The organism is Pseudomonas sp. AC532 (assembly GCF_979258965.1).
The window spans coordinates 945,478-960,203 of record NZ_OZ409888.1; the positions used below are offsets into that span (position 1 = coordinate 945,478).

Below are 14,726 nucleotides of genomic sequence, written 5' to 3' on the forward strand. Positions count from 1 at the left end.
CCCAAGGCTCACCTGCGGTGTCAACGGCCTGCTGAAAGGGCCATGGCCGGCAATCAGCCAAAACGCACAGGGCGAAAACCTGCAGCGCCGCCCGCCAATGACGCAGGGACTGCAGCGCTTCGCCACGATCGGCTTTGCTACCCTCTCGCAAGCCCCGGGAATTCATTGCAGCCGAAACATCGCCATGTTTCGGAAAGCCCGTCGCACGCTGCAAAAACTGACTGTCGAGTCACGGGTGCCAAGCCGCGCGAGGCTCTATATCCTGACCCGACGGACAGCTTGACCTCGATGGATCGTGTTTAACCCTGAACTTTCCCGATTGGCACCGAGTCAGCAAAGCGAGAGTTCCCCGACCCCGCCAAGGAGCAACCCGTGAGTACAAGAATCCTAAGAACCGGTCTGGCCATCGCCATCGCATCCACGTCCAGCTACAGCCTGGCCAGCGGCTTCGCGCTCAACGAGCAGAGCGTCGCCGGCATGGGCATGTCGTTCGCCGGCCGCTCCTCCTCCGCTGAAGATGCCAGCACGGTGTTCGGCAACCCGGCAGGTATGGCGCGTATCCAGCGTGAGCAGGTCAACTTCGGTGTGGCCGCCATCCATGCCAAGAGCAGCATCAGCGACACCAGCAGTACCACTGCCGTGGCGGCAGGTGGCGGCGGGGCAAACGGTGGTAGCAATGACGGCGACATGGTCCCGACCACGGGTGTCCCGATGGGCTACTACGTCAAACCGCTCGACGAGAAAGTCGCCTTTGGTGTGGGCATCTACGTGCCCTTTGGCTTGTCCACGGAATATGAAAGCGGCTTCCAGGGCCGCTACTTCGCCGACAAGAGCTATGTGCGGGTGATTACCGTACAGCCGACGCTGAGCTACCGCTTCAACGACAAGCTGTCGGTTGGTTTCGGCCCCACCTTCAACCATATCGAGGGCGAACTGAGCTCGTCATTGACCAATCCGGCTGGCCCGCCCGGTGCCAACGACGGCAAGGTCAAGGTCAAGGGCGATGACGTGGCTGTGGGCTTCAATGCCGGCGTGCTCTACGAGTTCACTCCGCAAACCCGTGTCGGCGTGACCTACCGCTCCCGAGTCAAGTACGAGTTGGAAGGCGATACTCGCGTATCGGGCCCAGGCCCGGCGATCGCCACCTCGGCCGGCAAGTACGACGCTGCGCTTGACGTGACCACACCCGAATCGGTGGACATGTCCTTCACCCACGAACTGAACGATGCCTGGACCTTGTACGCCGGCAGTACCTGGACGCGCTGGAGCCGCTTCAAGGAGCTGCGTATCGAGAACGAGGGGGTGGGCGGCGCATTTGCCGGCTCGCTCGGCACCATCGTCGAAGAACAGGAGTGGCACGACACCTGGGCGCATGCTGTCGGCCTGGCCTACAAGGTGAACCCGCAGTGGGTACTGCGCACCGGTCTGGCGATCGATCAGGCCCCGACCAACAACACCGACCGCTCGCCACGCATCCCCTCTGGCGACCGGACGATCTTCAGCCTTGGCGCCGGCTGGAGCCCGAGCGACGACATGACCATCGACCTGGCCTACTCCTACCTCAAGGAGGAAGAGGTCGAGGTCAACCGCAGCACGCCAGCTCGCGGCAGTTACAACGCCTCCTACAAGAACAGCGCCCATGGCCTGGGCGCATCCCTGACCTACCGCTTCTAAGCGCAGATCAGTAAAAAACGCGGCCTTGGCCGCGTTTTTTTATTTCGCTGATTCGCAGGTCACGGCTTGGACGCAATCGCCTTTCCCACCGCCGCGAGCAATTGCGGGTCATCCGGCTTGGTCATGCTGGAAAAACGCGCGATCACCTGGCCCTTGCGATCCACCACATACTTGAAAAAATTCCACCGCGGTGCCGCCGTCTGCCGAGTCAGTTCCTTGAACAGCGGGATGGCGTTGTCGCCGGTGACGGGCTGAGTGTCACTCATGGTGAAGGTCACACCGTAATTCACGTAACAGACCTTGGCGGTCTCCTCGGCATCATCGGACTCCTGCTTGAACGAGTCCGATGGCACCCCGAGGATCTGCAGCCCCTGATCACGGTAGCGTTTATTGAGCGCCTCCAGCCCTTCGAACTGCGAAGTGAAGCCGCAAAAACTCGCCGTATTGACCACCACCAGTGGCTTGCCGGCGAACTGCTCGCACAGGTCGATGGTTTCCTTGGAGCGCAGCTTGGGCAGTTCGCCCTGCAGCAACACCGGGCACTCCGCGGCCTGCACGGACGCCGTGAACGCCAGCAGGACCAGCGGCAGAGCAAACAATGACACACGCATCAGGTGGTTTCCTTATCGATGGAGATGCTCAGCACAGGCTCATGCCCAGCTGCATGATTGCCAACCCACCCTGCTGCCAGCCCCAAAAGATCGCGGCCAGCAGCAACAGGCCGACAACACCGGCGCATGTAGCGATCCATGGGTTAACGGTCATGCCTGGACTCCTTGCAAGCGCGCCACAGGCTGCTCGCGAACCGGCCAGTTCAGCGCTGCGGCCAATACGCTGAGCAGGATGGATATCTGCCATACCAGATCATAGCTGCCCGTGTGGTCATAAAGGTAACCGCCGAGCCAGCCGCCGAGAAAAGACCCCAATTGATGGAACAGGAACACGATACCGCCGAGCATCGACAGGTTACGCACCCCGAACAGCGTTGCCACCGTGCCATTGGTCAACGGCACGGTGGACAGCCACAGCAAGCCCATGGCGATGCCGAACGCATAGGCCGTCCAGACGGTCAGCGGCACACTGATGAACAACGTGATGACCACCCCGCGCGCCAGATACAGAGCACTCAACAGTCGCGGTTTGGATCGCCGGCCGCCCAGCCAGCCGGCGATGTAGGTACCGAACACATTGAACAGGCCAACGAGCGCCAGCACCGTGGTGCCGACAATGGCCGGTAAATGCTGATCGACCAGGTAGGCCGGCAGGTGGACGCCAATGAACACCACCTGAAAACCACACACGAAGAAGCCCAGCGACAGCAGCCAGAAACCGGAGTGGCTGCATGCCTCGCGCAGCGCCTCTCCCAGGGTCTGCTGCGGCCCCTGAGGGACTGGCGGGCGATCCTTGACCATGGCAGCGAGCGGCGCGATCAGCGCCACCATGATGCCCAGCGCCACCAGTGCGGCCGACCAGCCTAGCCAGCCGATCAGCCCCAAGGTGCCCGGCAGCATGGCGAACTGGCCGAAAGAGCCAGCCGCCGCCGCGATGCCCATGGCCATGCTGCGCTTCTCCAGTGGTACCGCACGGCCGACGACACCGAGAATCACCGAGAACGATGTTCCCGACAGGCCGATACCGATCAACAGGCCGGCGCTCAACGACAGCGACAAAGGTGAATCGGACAGACCCATCAGCACCAGCCCGACCGCATACAGCAGACCGCCGACAATGATCGCTCGCTGCGCGCCAAAGCGGTCGGCCAGGGCGCCGGTGAATGGCTGGGCGATGCCCCAGATCAGGTTTTGCAAGGCGATGGCGAATGCGAAGACGCCACGCCCCCAGCCGAAATCGTCACTCATTGGCGACAGGAACAAGCCAAACCCATGGCGCGTGCCAAGGGACAGGGCAAGAATCAGGGAGGCTCCCAGCATCAGCCAGAAACGTGTGCGCCATACCGAGCTCATTGCGTGTCCTTTCTTGTTGTCAGGTCAAACGACAGCAGCGCTGCCTTGCCGCGTTGGTCAACCCAGGCTGGCGAGCAGCTCGTCCAGTGCGTCGAGGTGTTGCGGTTGCAGTCGCCGCTTCAAATCCACCTGCACCGTCTGCCAGGCGCCGAGTGCTTCACCGAGTAGCCGCTCGCCAACCGGCGTCAGCGATACCAGGCGATTGCGCTGATCGACGCCATCCAGTAACGCAACCAGCCCCCTGCCCTCCAGCACGCGAAGGTTGCGGCCCAGGGTGCTGCGCTCCAGGCCCATGGCAGCGGCCAGGTCGGTGATGCTGGGCTGTTCGAGGCGCTGCAGATGGCGCAGCAGCGAATACTGGGCGACGTTGAGGCCGATTTCGCTCAGGGCATCGTCGTAGAGTTTGCTGACACCGCGGCTGGCGCGACGCAAGCGTGTGCAGAGGCATTCGGTTGGCAACATGGATTAGATGTATATACCCGCATCATGCCCCACGCAACCCGAATGTGGCTCGTCAGAAACTCCGAACGTTGCCGACACCATCCAGTCAACCGCTCGCAGCACCCATTGACTATGAGGAGGACTGACCATGCTTTCACCCCACTATGCCTCATGCATCCAGGCCTGCAGCGCGTGTGCCATCGCCTGCGAAACGTGTGCGGCAGCCTGCCTGGCAGAACCGGACCTGCAGATGATGCGCGCCTGCATTCGACTCGATCGTGATTGCGCGGACCTGTGCCGGCTGGCCGAGGCGCTGATGCTGCGCGACAGCGCCCTGGCCGAGCAGTTCTGCGTGCTGTGCGCCAAGGCCTGTCAGGCGTGCGCGGAAGAATGTGCCAGACATGACCACGACCATTGCCAACAATGCGCTCAGGCGTGCCAGCGCTGCGCGGACGAGTGCCTGGCAATGGCAGCCTGATCAGCCGGCGAGCTGCAGCGCCAGCGCGAGCAACGCACCGCACTCCAGCACTTCCAGCAGCGCCCCGGCGGTATCGCCCGTGGTACCGCCGAGGCGCTGCAACATCATCTGCCGTAGGCAGAAAAAGATCCCCGTTGCCGCCACCATCATCCAGAAGCCGCCGAGTAGCAGGCAAGCCGCGCAAGTCAGCGCCAGCACCACGACCGCTGCCGAACGCGGCAGGTGGTTCGCCAGTGCCTCACCGAGACCGCCTGCACGCACGTAACGCGTGCTCAGAAACAAGGCCAGCAGCGCAGCGCGCCCCAGCACCGGAACCAGCAGCAACCCGAGGTGGCTACCCTGCTCGAGCAGGGCCAGTAACGCGGCGAACTTGAGCAGCAGCAGCAGCACCAGCACCACCACGGCAATCGGCCCGCTACGCGGGTCCTTCATGATCGCAAGGGTGCGTTCACGGTCGCCAAAGCCGCCCATCCAGGCATCCGCGCTGTCGGCCAGGCCGTCGAGGTGCAATGCCCCCGTCAGGGCCACCCACACGGCCAGGAGGATTGCCGCCTGCAGGGGTACAGGTGCTGCGTCGAGCAACTGCGCCACGATCAGCAGCAGCAGACCGATCACTCCACCCACCAGCGGATAACAAAGCAGCGAGCGGCCCGTCTGCTCGGGCGTCGGCATGCCGGCCAGGCGCACCGGCAGGCGGGTGAGAAACTGCAGAGCGATCCACAACGGCGTCATGGCAGCTCCCGCATTCCTTGGGCATCGACCTGCAGGTGCACCCGCTGCCCATGAGTAATGCTGACCTGCAGCAGTTGCTCACGGGGCAGGCCCCGGGCTCGCGCCAACAGCAGGCGCATCACCCCGCCATGGGTGACCACCAGCAGCTGCTGTCCCTGATAGTCGGCCTGCAGGCGCTGGATGGCCGCCAGCACGCGCGCCTCGAACGCCAGCAGCGGCTCGCCACCGGGGGGCGTGAAGGCGTAGGGGTCGGCCCAGAAGCGGCCCAGATCGTCGGCGTCGGTTTCCATCAACTGCGCGGCGCTGCGCCCTTCCCACTCGCCGAAATGCAGTTCCTGCAAGCCCGCCTCGAATTGCAGAGGCAGGTCGCGAGCAGCAGCCAGCTCCTCGGCAAAGCGCGCGCAACGCTGCAAGGGCGAGCTGACCAGCGCATCCCACCGCTCATCGGCGTGCACTGCGGCTCGCAACTGCGCCCAGCCTGCCACGGTCAGCGCATCGTCCAGGCTGCCACGCAGGCCGCCGCCCTGCTCCGTTTCGCCGTGGCGCAGCAGATGCAGGATCACGACGCGCGATCCGCCACCGCCGCCTCGGCGAAGGTGGCCATGTCATTGTGCAGCGCGCAGGCCAGGCGCAGCATCGGCACCACCAGCGCCGCCCCACTGCCCTCGCCCAGGCGCAGGCCGAGGCTGATGAGCGGCGTCGCCTGCAAGGCAGCGAGCAGGCGCTGGTGGCCAGGCTCGGCGCTCTGATGGGAAAACAGCAGCCAGTCGCGGCATGCCGGGTTCAGGCGCACCGCCAGCAGCGCTGCAACGCTGCAGATGAAGCCATCGACCAAGGCCACCACACCCTGTTGGGCACAGGCCAGGTAAGCGCCGGTGAGCGCAGCGATCTCGAAACCGCCCAGGCAACGCAGCGCCTCCAGCGGCTCGCCCGCAGCGCTGCGGTGCAGTGCCAGTGCCGTTTCGATCACCTGCGCCTTGTGGGCGACACCAGCTGCGGCAAGCCCGGTACCCGGACCAACCAGCTCGGCCACCGGGCAGTCGAGCAGCAGGCAGGCCAGCGCCGTGGCCGACGTGGTGTTGCCGATGCCCATTTCGCCACCGATGAACAGCGTGGCGCCGTCCTGCCTGGCGCGGCCGACGCTGTCACGGCCTGCCTGCAGGGCGAGCAGCACCTGGGCAGGCGTCATCGCCGCCTCGCGCATCAGGTTGCCCGTACCCGCGCCCAGGTGCAGGTGGCGCACCCCCGGCAGCGGTTCGAGTGGCAGCGCGGTGCCCAGGTCCGTCACTTCCAGCGACGCGCCCACCTGGCGGGCCAGGACGCTGATCGCCGCGCCACCGCCAACGAAATTGCGCAGCATCTGCCCGGTCACCGCCTGAGGATAGGCCGATACCCCCTCCGCCATCACCCCGTGGTCACCAGCAAAGATGGCGATCCACAGCGTGTCGATACTCGGCCGCTCACGGCCCTGCAGGCCGGCAAGGCGTATCGCCAGGCGCTCGAGCTCACCGAGTGAGCCGGCGGGTTTAGTCAGCTGCGCCTGCCGAGCCGCGGCCTGGTCGCAAGCGGCCTGGTCGATGGGCTGGATCGGCTCGAGCCACCAGTGGAGCGTCATAGCGGGTCTCCCTTGAGGGTCATGGGCAGGCCGGCGACCGTGAACACCACGCGCTGGCAGCGTTCGGCGATGGCCTGGTGCAGCAGGCCGGCTTCGTCGATGTAGCGGCGGGTCAGCTCGCCCATCGGCACTACGCCAAGGCCGGTTTCGTTGCTGACCAGAATCACCCGCCCAGGCAGGTTCGGCAGGCAGGCCAGCAGCGCGTCGCGCTCGCGCGCCAGGCGTGCGTCGTCATCCAGCAGCAACAGGTTGGTCAGCCACAGGGTGAGGCAGTCGACCAGCAGGCAGCGCTGCGTCGATGCGTGTTCGCCCAGCACCCGCGCCAGCGCCAGCGGCTCCTCGACCAGCGCCCACTGCGCCGGGCGACGATCGCGGTGTGCGCGAATCCGCTCGCTCATCTCCCCGTCAGGCGCCTGGCTGGTAGCGATGTAGATCACCTCGTGGCCCGACTCGTGGGCCAGGCGCTCGGCCAGGCGGCTCTTGCCGGAGCGCGCGCCACCAAGAATCAGCTCGTGCATTTAGTCGATCTCCGTATCCGCGCCCAGGCCGCAGAGCGCACGCAGGGTCGATTGGTCCAGATGAGCCTCGACCAGGTCGGCCAGGCGCTCGATATCGCGCTCGCGCAGGGCGTGGTAGTCCACCACCTGCACCTCGCCCAGGCCAGCCCAGCGCAGCAGCGCGGAACAGGCCGTCGAGGATTCGAACAGACCATGCAGGTAAGTCCCCATGACCTGGCCATCGGCGCTCAGCGCACCGTCAGCACGGCCGTCATCGAGCTGTACCGCGGCGCGCTGCAGGTCGGCGCCGGTGGTCACGCCGGCGTGAATCTCATAGCCGCTGATCGCGGCATCTTCCAGGCACAGACGGCCACGAACATTGCGCAGTTGCTTGTGCGGCTCCAGCACCGTGTCGATCTGCAACAGACCCAGACCGTCGCTGCCGCCAGCCACTCCTTCCAAGCCATCGGGGTCCTCGACCCGGCGCCCGAGCATCTGCAGCCCGCCACAGATACCGAGCAGTTTGCCGCCATAACGCAGGTGCCGGTCGATGGCCTCGGCCCAGCCATGGCCGCACAGGAAAGCCAGGTCGGCACGCACGCTCTTGGAGCCCGGCAGGATGATCAGGTCAGCGGGCGGGATCGCCTCGCCCGGACCGACGAAGGTCAGCGCGACTTGCGGATGCAGACGCAGCGGATCGAAATCGGTGTGGTTGCTGATGCGCGGCAGCACCGGCACCACCACCTTGAGCACGTCGCTGGCCTTGCTCACCTGGCGGCGGTCGATGGCGTCTTCGGCTTCCAGATGAAAGTCCATGAGGTACGGCAGCACGCCGAGTACCGGCTTGCCGGTGCGCTGCTCGAGCCAGTCCAGGCCAGGTTGCAACAAAGCGATGTCGCCGCGAAATCGATTGATCACGAAGCCTTTCAGACGCGCCTGTTCACTGGGCGACAACAGCTCCAGAGTGCCGACCAGGTGGGCGAACACACCACCCTTGTCGATATCGGCGACCAGGATGACAGGGCAGTCTACCGCCTCGGCAAAGCCCATGTTGGCGATGTCGTTGGCGCGCAGGTTGATCTCCGCGGGCGAGCCGGCGCCCTCCACCATCACCACCTGGTGCGTGGCCTGCAGCCGCCGGTGGGAGGCCAGGACTGCCTCGCGGGCGACCTGCTTGTAGTCGTGGTAGGCCACGGCGTTCATGTTGCCGACTGCTTGCCCATGGATGATCACCTGGGCGCCGGTGTCACTGTTCGGTTTGAGCAACACCGGGTTCATGTCGGTATGGGGTGCCAGGCCACACGCCTGGGCCTGCACCGCCTGCGCGCGGCCGATCTCGCCGCCGTCGGCGGTCACCGCACTGTTGAGTGCCATGTTCTGCGGCTTGAACGGCACCACGCTGACGCCCTGCCGATGCAGCCAGCGGCACAGTGCGGTAACCAGGGTACTCTTGCCGGCATCGGACGTGGTGCCCTGCACCATCAACGTCGCGCCCGTGGCCGGCCCGGCGGCGTTCGATTCAGACCGACTCATCGCGACTCCTCGGCAAATACCGCCAGCGCGCGCGCCAGGCGCTGCCAGCCTTCCTCGTCCGGCGGCAGGCCGAAACGGATGCTGGGCGGCTGCTCGAACAGCCGGGTGAGAATGCCATTGCAGGCCAGAAACTCGTGCAGCAGGGCCGCCCGTTCACTGGCAAGCCACTGGAACAGCGCACAGCCGCCAGTGGGCGACAGGCCATGCTCGCGCAGCAGTTCGGCCAGCCGCTGGCCATCGTTGATCAGGCGCTGGAGCTGGGCCTGCTGGCCGGCACTATCGCCCAGCAAACTGGCCCCCAGCGCGCGCGTCGGCCCGCTGATCGTCCACGGCCCGAGCAGTTCCTCAAGTTCGCCCAGCAACCTGGCCTCGGCCAGGACGAAGCCCAGGCGGGCCCCGGCCATGCCAAAGAACTTGCCGAACGAGCGCAGGATGATCAGCCCCGGCAGGTGACTGTGCGCAGCCAGGCTCTGCTCCGGGGTGCAGTCGATAAAGGCTTCGTCGACGATCAGCCAGCCGCCGCGTTCGGCCAGCCGCGCGTGCCAGGCGTACAGTTGCTGCGGTGAAAAGCGCCGGCCAGTGGGGTTGTTGGGATTGACCAGCAGCAGCACGTCGAGCCGTTCCAGAGCCCGGTTGACGCTCGCCTCGCTGATTTCCAGCACCCGGTGGCCCTCGCGCTGCCAGGCCGCTGCATGCTCGGCATAGGCCGGCGAAACGATGCCGACCCGGGCTTCACGGCGCAGCCGCGGCAGGCACTGGATGGCGGCCTGGGAACCCGCCACCGGCAATAGGCGCTCGACACCATAGTAGGCGCAGGCCGCAGCCTCAAGGCCATCATCGGCCTCGGGCAGGCGCGCCCAGGCCTGTTCGGGGATCGCCGGCAGCGGTAATCCGTAGGGCGCCACCCCGGTCGACAGGTCCAGCCAATCGCCGAGCGGCAAGCCATAGGTGAGGGCTGCGCGCCGCAGCCGTCCGCCATGCTCAAGCAACCCACACCTCCACGCTCAGCATCAACAGCAGCCACAACAGCACGCCGCCCCACACTAGGTTCATCGCCCTCTCGATATCCCGCGCCTGGGGCGGCGGGCCTTCGCCCAGCGCGGGGCGCTGGTGCAGCTCGCCATGATAGACCGCAGCACCGCCGAGGCTTACCCCCAGAGCGCCAGCGCCGGCGGCCATCACCGGCCCGGCGTTGGGGCTGTCCCACTTCGGCGCCTGGCACTGCCAGCAGCGCATCGCCGTGCGGGTACGCCCGAGCACGGCGTAGGTCAACGCCACCAGGCGCGCCGGCACGTAGTTGAGCAGGTCGTCGATCTTCGCCGCGGCCCAGCCAAACCGTTCGAAGCGCTCGTTACGATAGCCCCACATGGCATCCAGGGTATTGCTCAGGCGATACAGCACCACACCCGGCGCGCCGGCGATCAAGAACCAGAACAGTGCGGCAAATACCGCATCACTGCCGTTTTCCAGCACCGACTCGGTACCGGCCCGCGCCACGCCGGTGGCGTCCAGGTCCTCGGTCCGCCGGCTGACCATGTAGCCGACCCGCTGGCGCGCCAACGGCAAATCACCGAGGCGCAGCGCCTGGGCCACCGGCTGGGCGTGCTGGTCGAGGCTGCGCAGGCCGAGGGCAGCGTACAGCGCGATCACCTGCACCAGCCAGCCGATCCACGGCAACTGCGCCAGCAGCAGCGTCGCCAGGGTCAGCGGCAGGACAGCCAGGCACCAGGCGCTCACGCCATGGCTGCGCCAACCGCCACCGGACGGGTTGAAACGCTGCTCCAGCCGATTGGCCAGCTTGCCAAAGCCCACCAGCGGGTGCCAGCGCCTGGGCTCGCCAAGCGCGGCATCCAGCGCCACGCCAGCGAATGCACCGAGGATCAGGCTCATGGCCGCCCCGCGCTATTCATCGGACTTGCCGTGATGGGCTGCCCAGCGATCTTCATACAGCAGCTCCTGCAGGGGCCGTACCTCGGCCCAGCCTTCCTGGACCAGCATCGGCGCCGGATAGAACGCATGCACCGGCCCCAGGCACAGCACGGCCACAGGCTTGGCGCCGAGGGGCATCTCCAGCAAGCGGGCCAGGGCGACGGGGTCGAACAGCGATACCCAGCCCATGCCCAGGCCTTCGGCGCGGGCGGCCAGCCAGAGATTCTGAATGGCGCACGACAGCGATGCCATGTCCATCTCCGGCAAGGTGCGGCGGCCGAAAACGTGGGCCTCACGTCCCTCCATCAGGGCGGCGACCAGCACCTCGGCACAGTCGCGAACGCCCTCGACCTTGAGCTGCATGAACGCGTCCGAACGCTCGCCCAGTGCCTCGGCCGTCAGCCGGCGCTCGGTCTCGACGAGCTGGTAGATCTCTTCGCGCAGCGCCGGCCGGGCGATGCGAATGAAGCGCCAGGGCTGCATCAGCCCGACGCTGGGTGCCTGATGCGCGGCTTCGAGCAATTTGACGAGCAGCTCGGGCGCCACCTCGCCGCCGCTGAAGTGGCGCATGTCACGGCGCTCGGCGATGGCCCGGTAGACCGCGGCACGCTCCTCGGCGCTGAAGGCGTGATCGCTCATGGCCGAAACAGCGCCGCCGCTGCCGCGGGATTGGAGGGCAGGTAGAAATGAATATAAGAGGCGGTAAGCCGGCCAAGACGAAACACCGCTTCACATACCGGCTTGTCGTTGGGGCACTCACCGCGAGCCAGCGGTTGCAGGTCAGACTCGAGCCGCGAGTGATGGTAGCTGTGCCCGCGCAACAGCCCTTCCGGCAACCTCACCGCTTGCAGCGCGAGCGCGACCAGGCGCTTCTGCATCTGCGCCTGGCCGGGTACCAGCCCCGCCAGTTCGACGCGCTCGCCGGCCACGTCGCTCAGCGAGTCGAGCAGGTAGAGCATGCCCCCGCATTCCGCGAGGATCGGCTTGCCGGCCCGCTGATGGGCGCTGATGGCCTCGATCATCGAGCGGTTCGCGCCCAGCGCCTGCAGGTGCAGTTCGGGGTAACCGCCGGGCAGATACAGGCTGTCCACCTCTGGCAACGCCTGATCAGTAAGCGGGCTGAAGAACACCAGGCTCGCGCCCATCTGCTCGAGCAAATCGAGGTTGGCCTGGTAGGTGAACGCAAAGGAGGCATCGCGCGCCACGCCGATACGCACGCCGGCGAGCAGCGGCTCCAGCGGCGCTACCGCAGGAGCTGAGAACGTCACCGGTGGCGGCAGGGTTACCGTCGCCGTCTGCGCGAGGGCGTCGGCGGCGGTGTCCAGACGCACGTCGAGGTCGGCGAGTTCGGCGGCCTGCACCAGCCCCAAGTGGCGGCTCGGCAACTCGATCGCTGGGCTGCGCGGCAATGAACCGTACCAGTGGATCGAGGCAGGCAGGCTGTCACGAATCAGATCGTTGTGGCGGCCCGGATTGACGCGGTTGCCGAGCACACCGGAGAACGGCAAATCGGGCTGATAGCTGGCCAGGCCGACCGCCAGTGCACCAAAGGTCTGCGCCATGGCCGAACCGTCGATCACGCCCAGCACCGGTACACCGAAACGACGTGCCAGGTCGGCGGCGGATGGCGAGCCATCGAAAAGGCCCATCACGCCTTCGATAAGAATCAGGTCTGCCTCACCGGCCGCTTCCCACAGCAGACGACGGCTTTCGGCCTCGCCGACCATCCACAGGTCCAGCTGATACACCGGGTTGCCACTGGCTCGGGAGAGAATCATGGGGTCGAGAAAGTCGGGGCCACACTTGAACACCCGCACCCGCTTTCCCTGGCGCGTGTGCAGGCGCGCCAGGGCAGCGGTGACGGTGGTCTTGCCCTGCCCCGAGGCCGGCGCCGCGATCAGCAATGCCGGGCAATGGCGCGCTGCGCGTTGATCCGCTTCGCCGGTCGGCATGGTGCTGGTCAAAACTCGACGCCTTTCTGCGCTTTGACGCCGGATTTGAACGCGTGCTTGACCAGGGTCATCTCGGTGACGGTGTCGGCGGCTTCCAGCAGCGCGGGCGGCGCGCCACGGCCGGTCGCCACGACATGCTGCAGCTCGGGCCGCGACTCGATGTCGCGCAGTACCACGTCCAGGTCGAGGTAGCCATGCTTGAGGGCGATGTTCAGCTCGTCCAGCACCACCAGGGCGATCTGCGGATCGTTCAGCAGTTGCCGGGCGACTTCCCAGGCCTGAACGGCTTTTTCGATATCGCGCTGGCGGTCCTGGGTGTCCCAGGTGTAGCCCTCGCCCATCACGTGGTAGCTGACTTCGTCGGGAAAGCGTCGGAAGAACTGCTCTTCGCCAGTGCTCATGCCGCCCTTGATGAACTGCACCACGCCGACCTTGAGGCCATGCCCAAGCGCCCGGGCGACCATGCCGAAAGCCGAGCTGCTCTTGCCCTTGCCATTGCCGCTGTGCACCAGCAGCAACCCATATTCGTTCTGGGCTCCGGCGATTTTCTCGTCCATCAGCGCCTTCTTGCGCGCCATGCGGGCGTTGTGCCGGGCGTCACGCTCTGCGGATTCACGGGTTGCGGATGGGGTCATGACAGCTCCTCGGCGCCGGGCCTTCAGGCCACGCAGGTGAAACGGTCCGCCAGAACAGGGTTCATGCCGGACGAAAACGGATTCACGCAGGAACGGGCAGGAGCTGACCGGGTCGGTCGTGCGCCGGCCGCGCCCACCGCGCAACCCTGGAAAAAGCAACAGGCCGGTCTCCGGGCTTGCGAGCGCTACGCCTGGTTAGGCGCAGCCACCCACGCGGCCTTCACGTATCGTCGATACAGATGGCGAAAAGCGGGGTTGGGCTCGTTTACCGTTGCGGGGGCAGCGTCGGCATTGCCCGCCTGCAGAGGCAGCGGCGCACCGACTTCCCAGTTTCACCCCCAGCCAAAACCGGGGACACCTGAAGCAAGCCGGGAAGGTTAAGGATTGGTCACGTCAGCGTCAATCGAAGACGCAGAATCTGTTCGATGCCAGGAGCCAGAGCCAGGCAACGGATCGAGCGCCCATTGCGTTCGGGCAAAGAGGGGCGTGCCGATGCAGGCGAATCACTGGCTGCCACGACACATGAAGGGCCTGGCTCACCTGCAGGCGGCGCCAGAACGCGTTAGCCTCATGCGGTCTTTTTCGGCTTGCGTGCCAACCGGATGCCAACAGCCGGCTGCCGACGCGCGGCAGGTGCCGAATGAAGCATCAGGGATGGCTGGCCAGCTCGACGGGGAAGACCCGCTTGGCTTCGATGTAGGTCCGCTGCCAGTAGGTGTTGGCGAGACTGTCCAGACGCACCGTGCCACCAGAGGACGGCGCATGCACGAAACGCCCTTCGCCAACGTAGATGCCGGCATGGCTCACCTGGCGGCCACCATTGGTGGCGAAGAACACCAGGTCGCCGCTGCGCAGGGCCTCACGGCCGACGACCGGTGCCCGCATGCTGATCAGCTCACGGGTTGAGCGAGGCAGTTGAATGCCCGCCGCATCGCGGTACACGAAACCGATCAGGCCACTGCAATCGAAGCCGCTGGCAGGTGTGTTGCCGCCATAGCGGTAAGGCGTTCCTACCAGCCCCAGTGCCCGGAACAGCACGTCGTCAGCGCCGCCCTGATAGGTGCCGGGCGCGGGCGCCAGTACCACGGGCTGCGGGGCAGGTACGGGGGGACGACTGGAGCAGGCGCTGAGCAGCGCGGCAAGCAGCAGGAAGGCGATGCGGACGGTGGCAGTCATGGACGGACGATCCTGGAGCCTGAATGCGCCCTACTCTGCCCCGTTCGCAACTGCAGTGCAAGCTTTAGCTTTACGCCGCAGTCGCTTGAAAACTATGAGG

The 14,726-nt window shown here is 66.1% G+C and carries 17 protein-coding genes and 1 riboswitch; of the genes, 2 read left to right on the plus strand and 15 right to left on the minus strand.

Features of this window, described 5'->3' with window-relative positions; translation table 11 throughout:
- The first annotated feature begins 372 nt into the window (after nt 1-372).
- The gene (locus ACZ0AV_RS04550; RefSeq protein WP_499149935.1) at nt 373-1,674 is read left to right on the plus strand and encodes an OmpP1/FadL family transporter; all 1,302 of its coding nucleotides are present in this window, start codon (nt 373-375) and stop codon (nt 1,672-1,674) included.
- A 59-nt stretch (nt 1,675-1,733) separates the two neighbouring features.
- Here ACZ0AV_RS04550 and ACZ0AV_RS04555 read toward each other — a convergent pair whose 3' ends face one another.
- The 4 genes from ACZ0AV_RS04555 to ACZ0AV_RS04570 are packed head-to-tail and all read right to left on the minus strand — an operon-like array spanning nt 1,734 to nt 4,100.
- Nucleotides 1,734-2,285: a glutathione peroxidase gene (locus ACZ0AV_RS04555; protein WP_499149936.1), complete on the minus strand. Its 552-nt coding sequence runs from the start codon at nt 2,283-2,285 to the stop codon at nt 1,734-1,736.
- A gap of 28 nt (nt 2,286-2,313) precedes the next feature.
- Nucleotides 2,314-2,439: a hypothetical protein gene (locus ACZ0AV_RS04560; RefSeq protein WP_499149937.1), complete on the minus strand. Its 126-nt coding sequence runs from the start codon at nt 2,437-2,439 to the stop codon at nt 2,314-2,316.
- On the minus strand, nt 2,436-3,638 hold the full coding sequence (locus ACZ0AV_RS04565) for an MFS transporter (protein WP_499149938.1): 1,203 nt from the start codon (nt 3,636-3,638) through the stop codon (nt 2,436-2,438). Before ACZ0AV_RS04565 ends, ACZ0AV_RS04560 begins: the two co-directional genes overlap by 4 nt.
- A gap of 57 nt (nt 3,639-3,695) precedes the next feature.
- The gene (locus ACZ0AV_RS04570; protein ID WP_499149939.1) at nt 3,696-4,100 is read right to left on the minus strand and encodes a MarR family winged helix-turn-helix transcriptional regulator; all 405 of its coding nucleotides are present in this window, start codon (nt 4,098-4,100) and stop codon (nt 3,696-3,698) included.
- Nucleotides 4,101-4,227: 127 nt separating this feature from the next.
- Here ACZ0AV_RS04570 and ACZ0AV_RS04575 point away from each other — a divergent pair, with 127 nt between their 5' ends.
- Complete coding sequence (locus tag ACZ0AV_RS04575; protein ID WP_499149940.1) at nt 4,228-4,557, plus strand: four-helix bundle copper-binding protein; 330 nt, start codon at nt 4,228-4,230, stop codon at nt 4,555-4,557.
- Here the strand turns inward: ACZ0AV_RS04575 and ACZ0AV_RS04580 are convergent, their stop codons facing one another.
- From ACZ0AV_RS04580 to ACZ0AV_RS04630, 11 genes are all read right to left on the minus strand, one after another.
- Nucleotides 4,558-5,289 carry an adenosylcobinamide-GDP ribazoletransferase gene (locus ACZ0AV_RS04580; RefSeq protein WP_499149941.1) on the minus strand — a complete coding sequence of 244 codons (732 nt, stop codon included), beginning with the start codon at nt 5,287-5,289 and terminating at the stop codon, nt 4,558-4,560.
- Entirely contained in the window at nt 5,286-5,852 is a 567-nt protein-coding gene (locus tag ACZ0AV_RS04585) for a histidine phosphatase family protein (protein ID WP_499149942.1), read from the minus strand. Before ACZ0AV_RS04585 ends, ACZ0AV_RS04580 begins: the two co-directional genes overlap by 4 nt.
- Nucleotides 5,849-6,904, minus strand: a complete 1,056-nt coding sequence (gene cobT, locus ACZ0AV_RS04590) for a nicotinate-nucleotide--dimethylbenzimidazole phosphoribosyltransferase (protein WP_499149943.1) — start codon at nt 6,902-6,904, stop codon at nt 5,849-5,851. Before cobT ends, ACZ0AV_RS04585 begins: the two co-directional genes overlap by 4 nt.
- Nucleotides 6,901-7,422 (minus strand): bifunctional adenosylcobinamide kinase/adenosylcobinamide-phosphate guanylyltransferase, encoded by a 522-nt coding sequence (cobU, locus tag ACZ0AV_RS04595; RefSeq protein WP_499149944.1) that lies wholly within the window; start codon nt 7,420-7,422, stop codon nt 6,901-6,903. The genes cobT and cobU overlap by 4 nt, the downstream gene beginning before the upstream one ends.
- Nucleotides 7,423-8,934: a cobyric acid synthase gene (locus ACZ0AV_RS04600; protein ID WP_499149945.1), complete on the minus strand. Its 1,512-nt coding sequence runs from the start codon at nt 8,932-8,934 to the stop codon at nt 7,423-7,425.
- Nucleotides 8,931-9,923, minus strand: coding sequence for a threonine-phosphate decarboxylase CobD (cobD, locus tag ACZ0AV_RS04605; RefSeq protein ID WP_499149946.1), 993 nt, complete (start codon nt 9,921-9,923; stop codon nt 8,931-8,933). The genes ACZ0AV_RS04600 and cobD overlap by 4 nt, the downstream gene beginning before the upstream one ends.
- Nucleotides 9,916-10,824: an adenosylcobinamide-phosphate synthase CbiB gene (gene cbiB, locus ACZ0AV_RS04610; protein ID WP_499149947.1), complete on the minus strand. Its 909-nt coding sequence runs from the start codon at nt 10,822-10,824 to the stop codon at nt 9,916-9,918. Before cbiB ends, cobD begins: the two co-directional genes overlap by 8 nt.
- A gap of 12 nt (nt 10,825-10,836) precedes the next feature.
- Nucleotides 10,837-11,502, minus strand: a complete 666-nt coding sequence (gene bluB / locus ACZ0AV_RS04615) for a 5,6-dimethylbenzimidazole synthase (RefSeq protein WP_499149948.1) — start codon at nt 11,500-11,502, stop codon at nt 10,837-10,839.
- Entirely contained in the window at nt 11,499-12,815 is a 1,317-nt protein-coding gene (locus ACZ0AV_RS04620) for a cobyrinic acid a,c-diamide synthase CobB (protein ID WP_499153293.1), read from the minus strand. The genes bluB and ACZ0AV_RS04620 overlap by 4 nt, the downstream gene beginning before the upstream one ends.
- An 8-nt stretch (nt 12,816-12,823) precedes the next feature.
- The gene (gene cobO, locus ACZ0AV_RS04625; protein WP_499149949.1) at nt 12,824-13,450 is read right to left on the minus strand and encodes a cob(I)yrinic acid a,c-diamide adenosyltransferase; all 627 of its coding nucleotides are present in this window, start codon (nt 13,448-13,450) and stop codon (nt 12,824-12,826) included.
- A 144-nt stretch (nt 13,451-13,594) separates the two neighbouring features.
- Nucleotides 13,595-13,827: riboswitch (cobalamin riboswitch) on the minus strand.
- A gap of 271 nt (nt 13,828-14,098) precedes the next feature.
- The gene (locus ACZ0AV_RS04630; protein WP_499149950.1) at nt 14,099-14,626 is read right to left on the minus strand and encodes a C40 family peptidase; all 528 of its coding nucleotides are present in this window, start codon (nt 14,624-14,626) and stop codon (nt 14,099-14,101) included.
- Between the last annotated feature and the right edge of the window lie 100 nt (nt 14,627-14,726).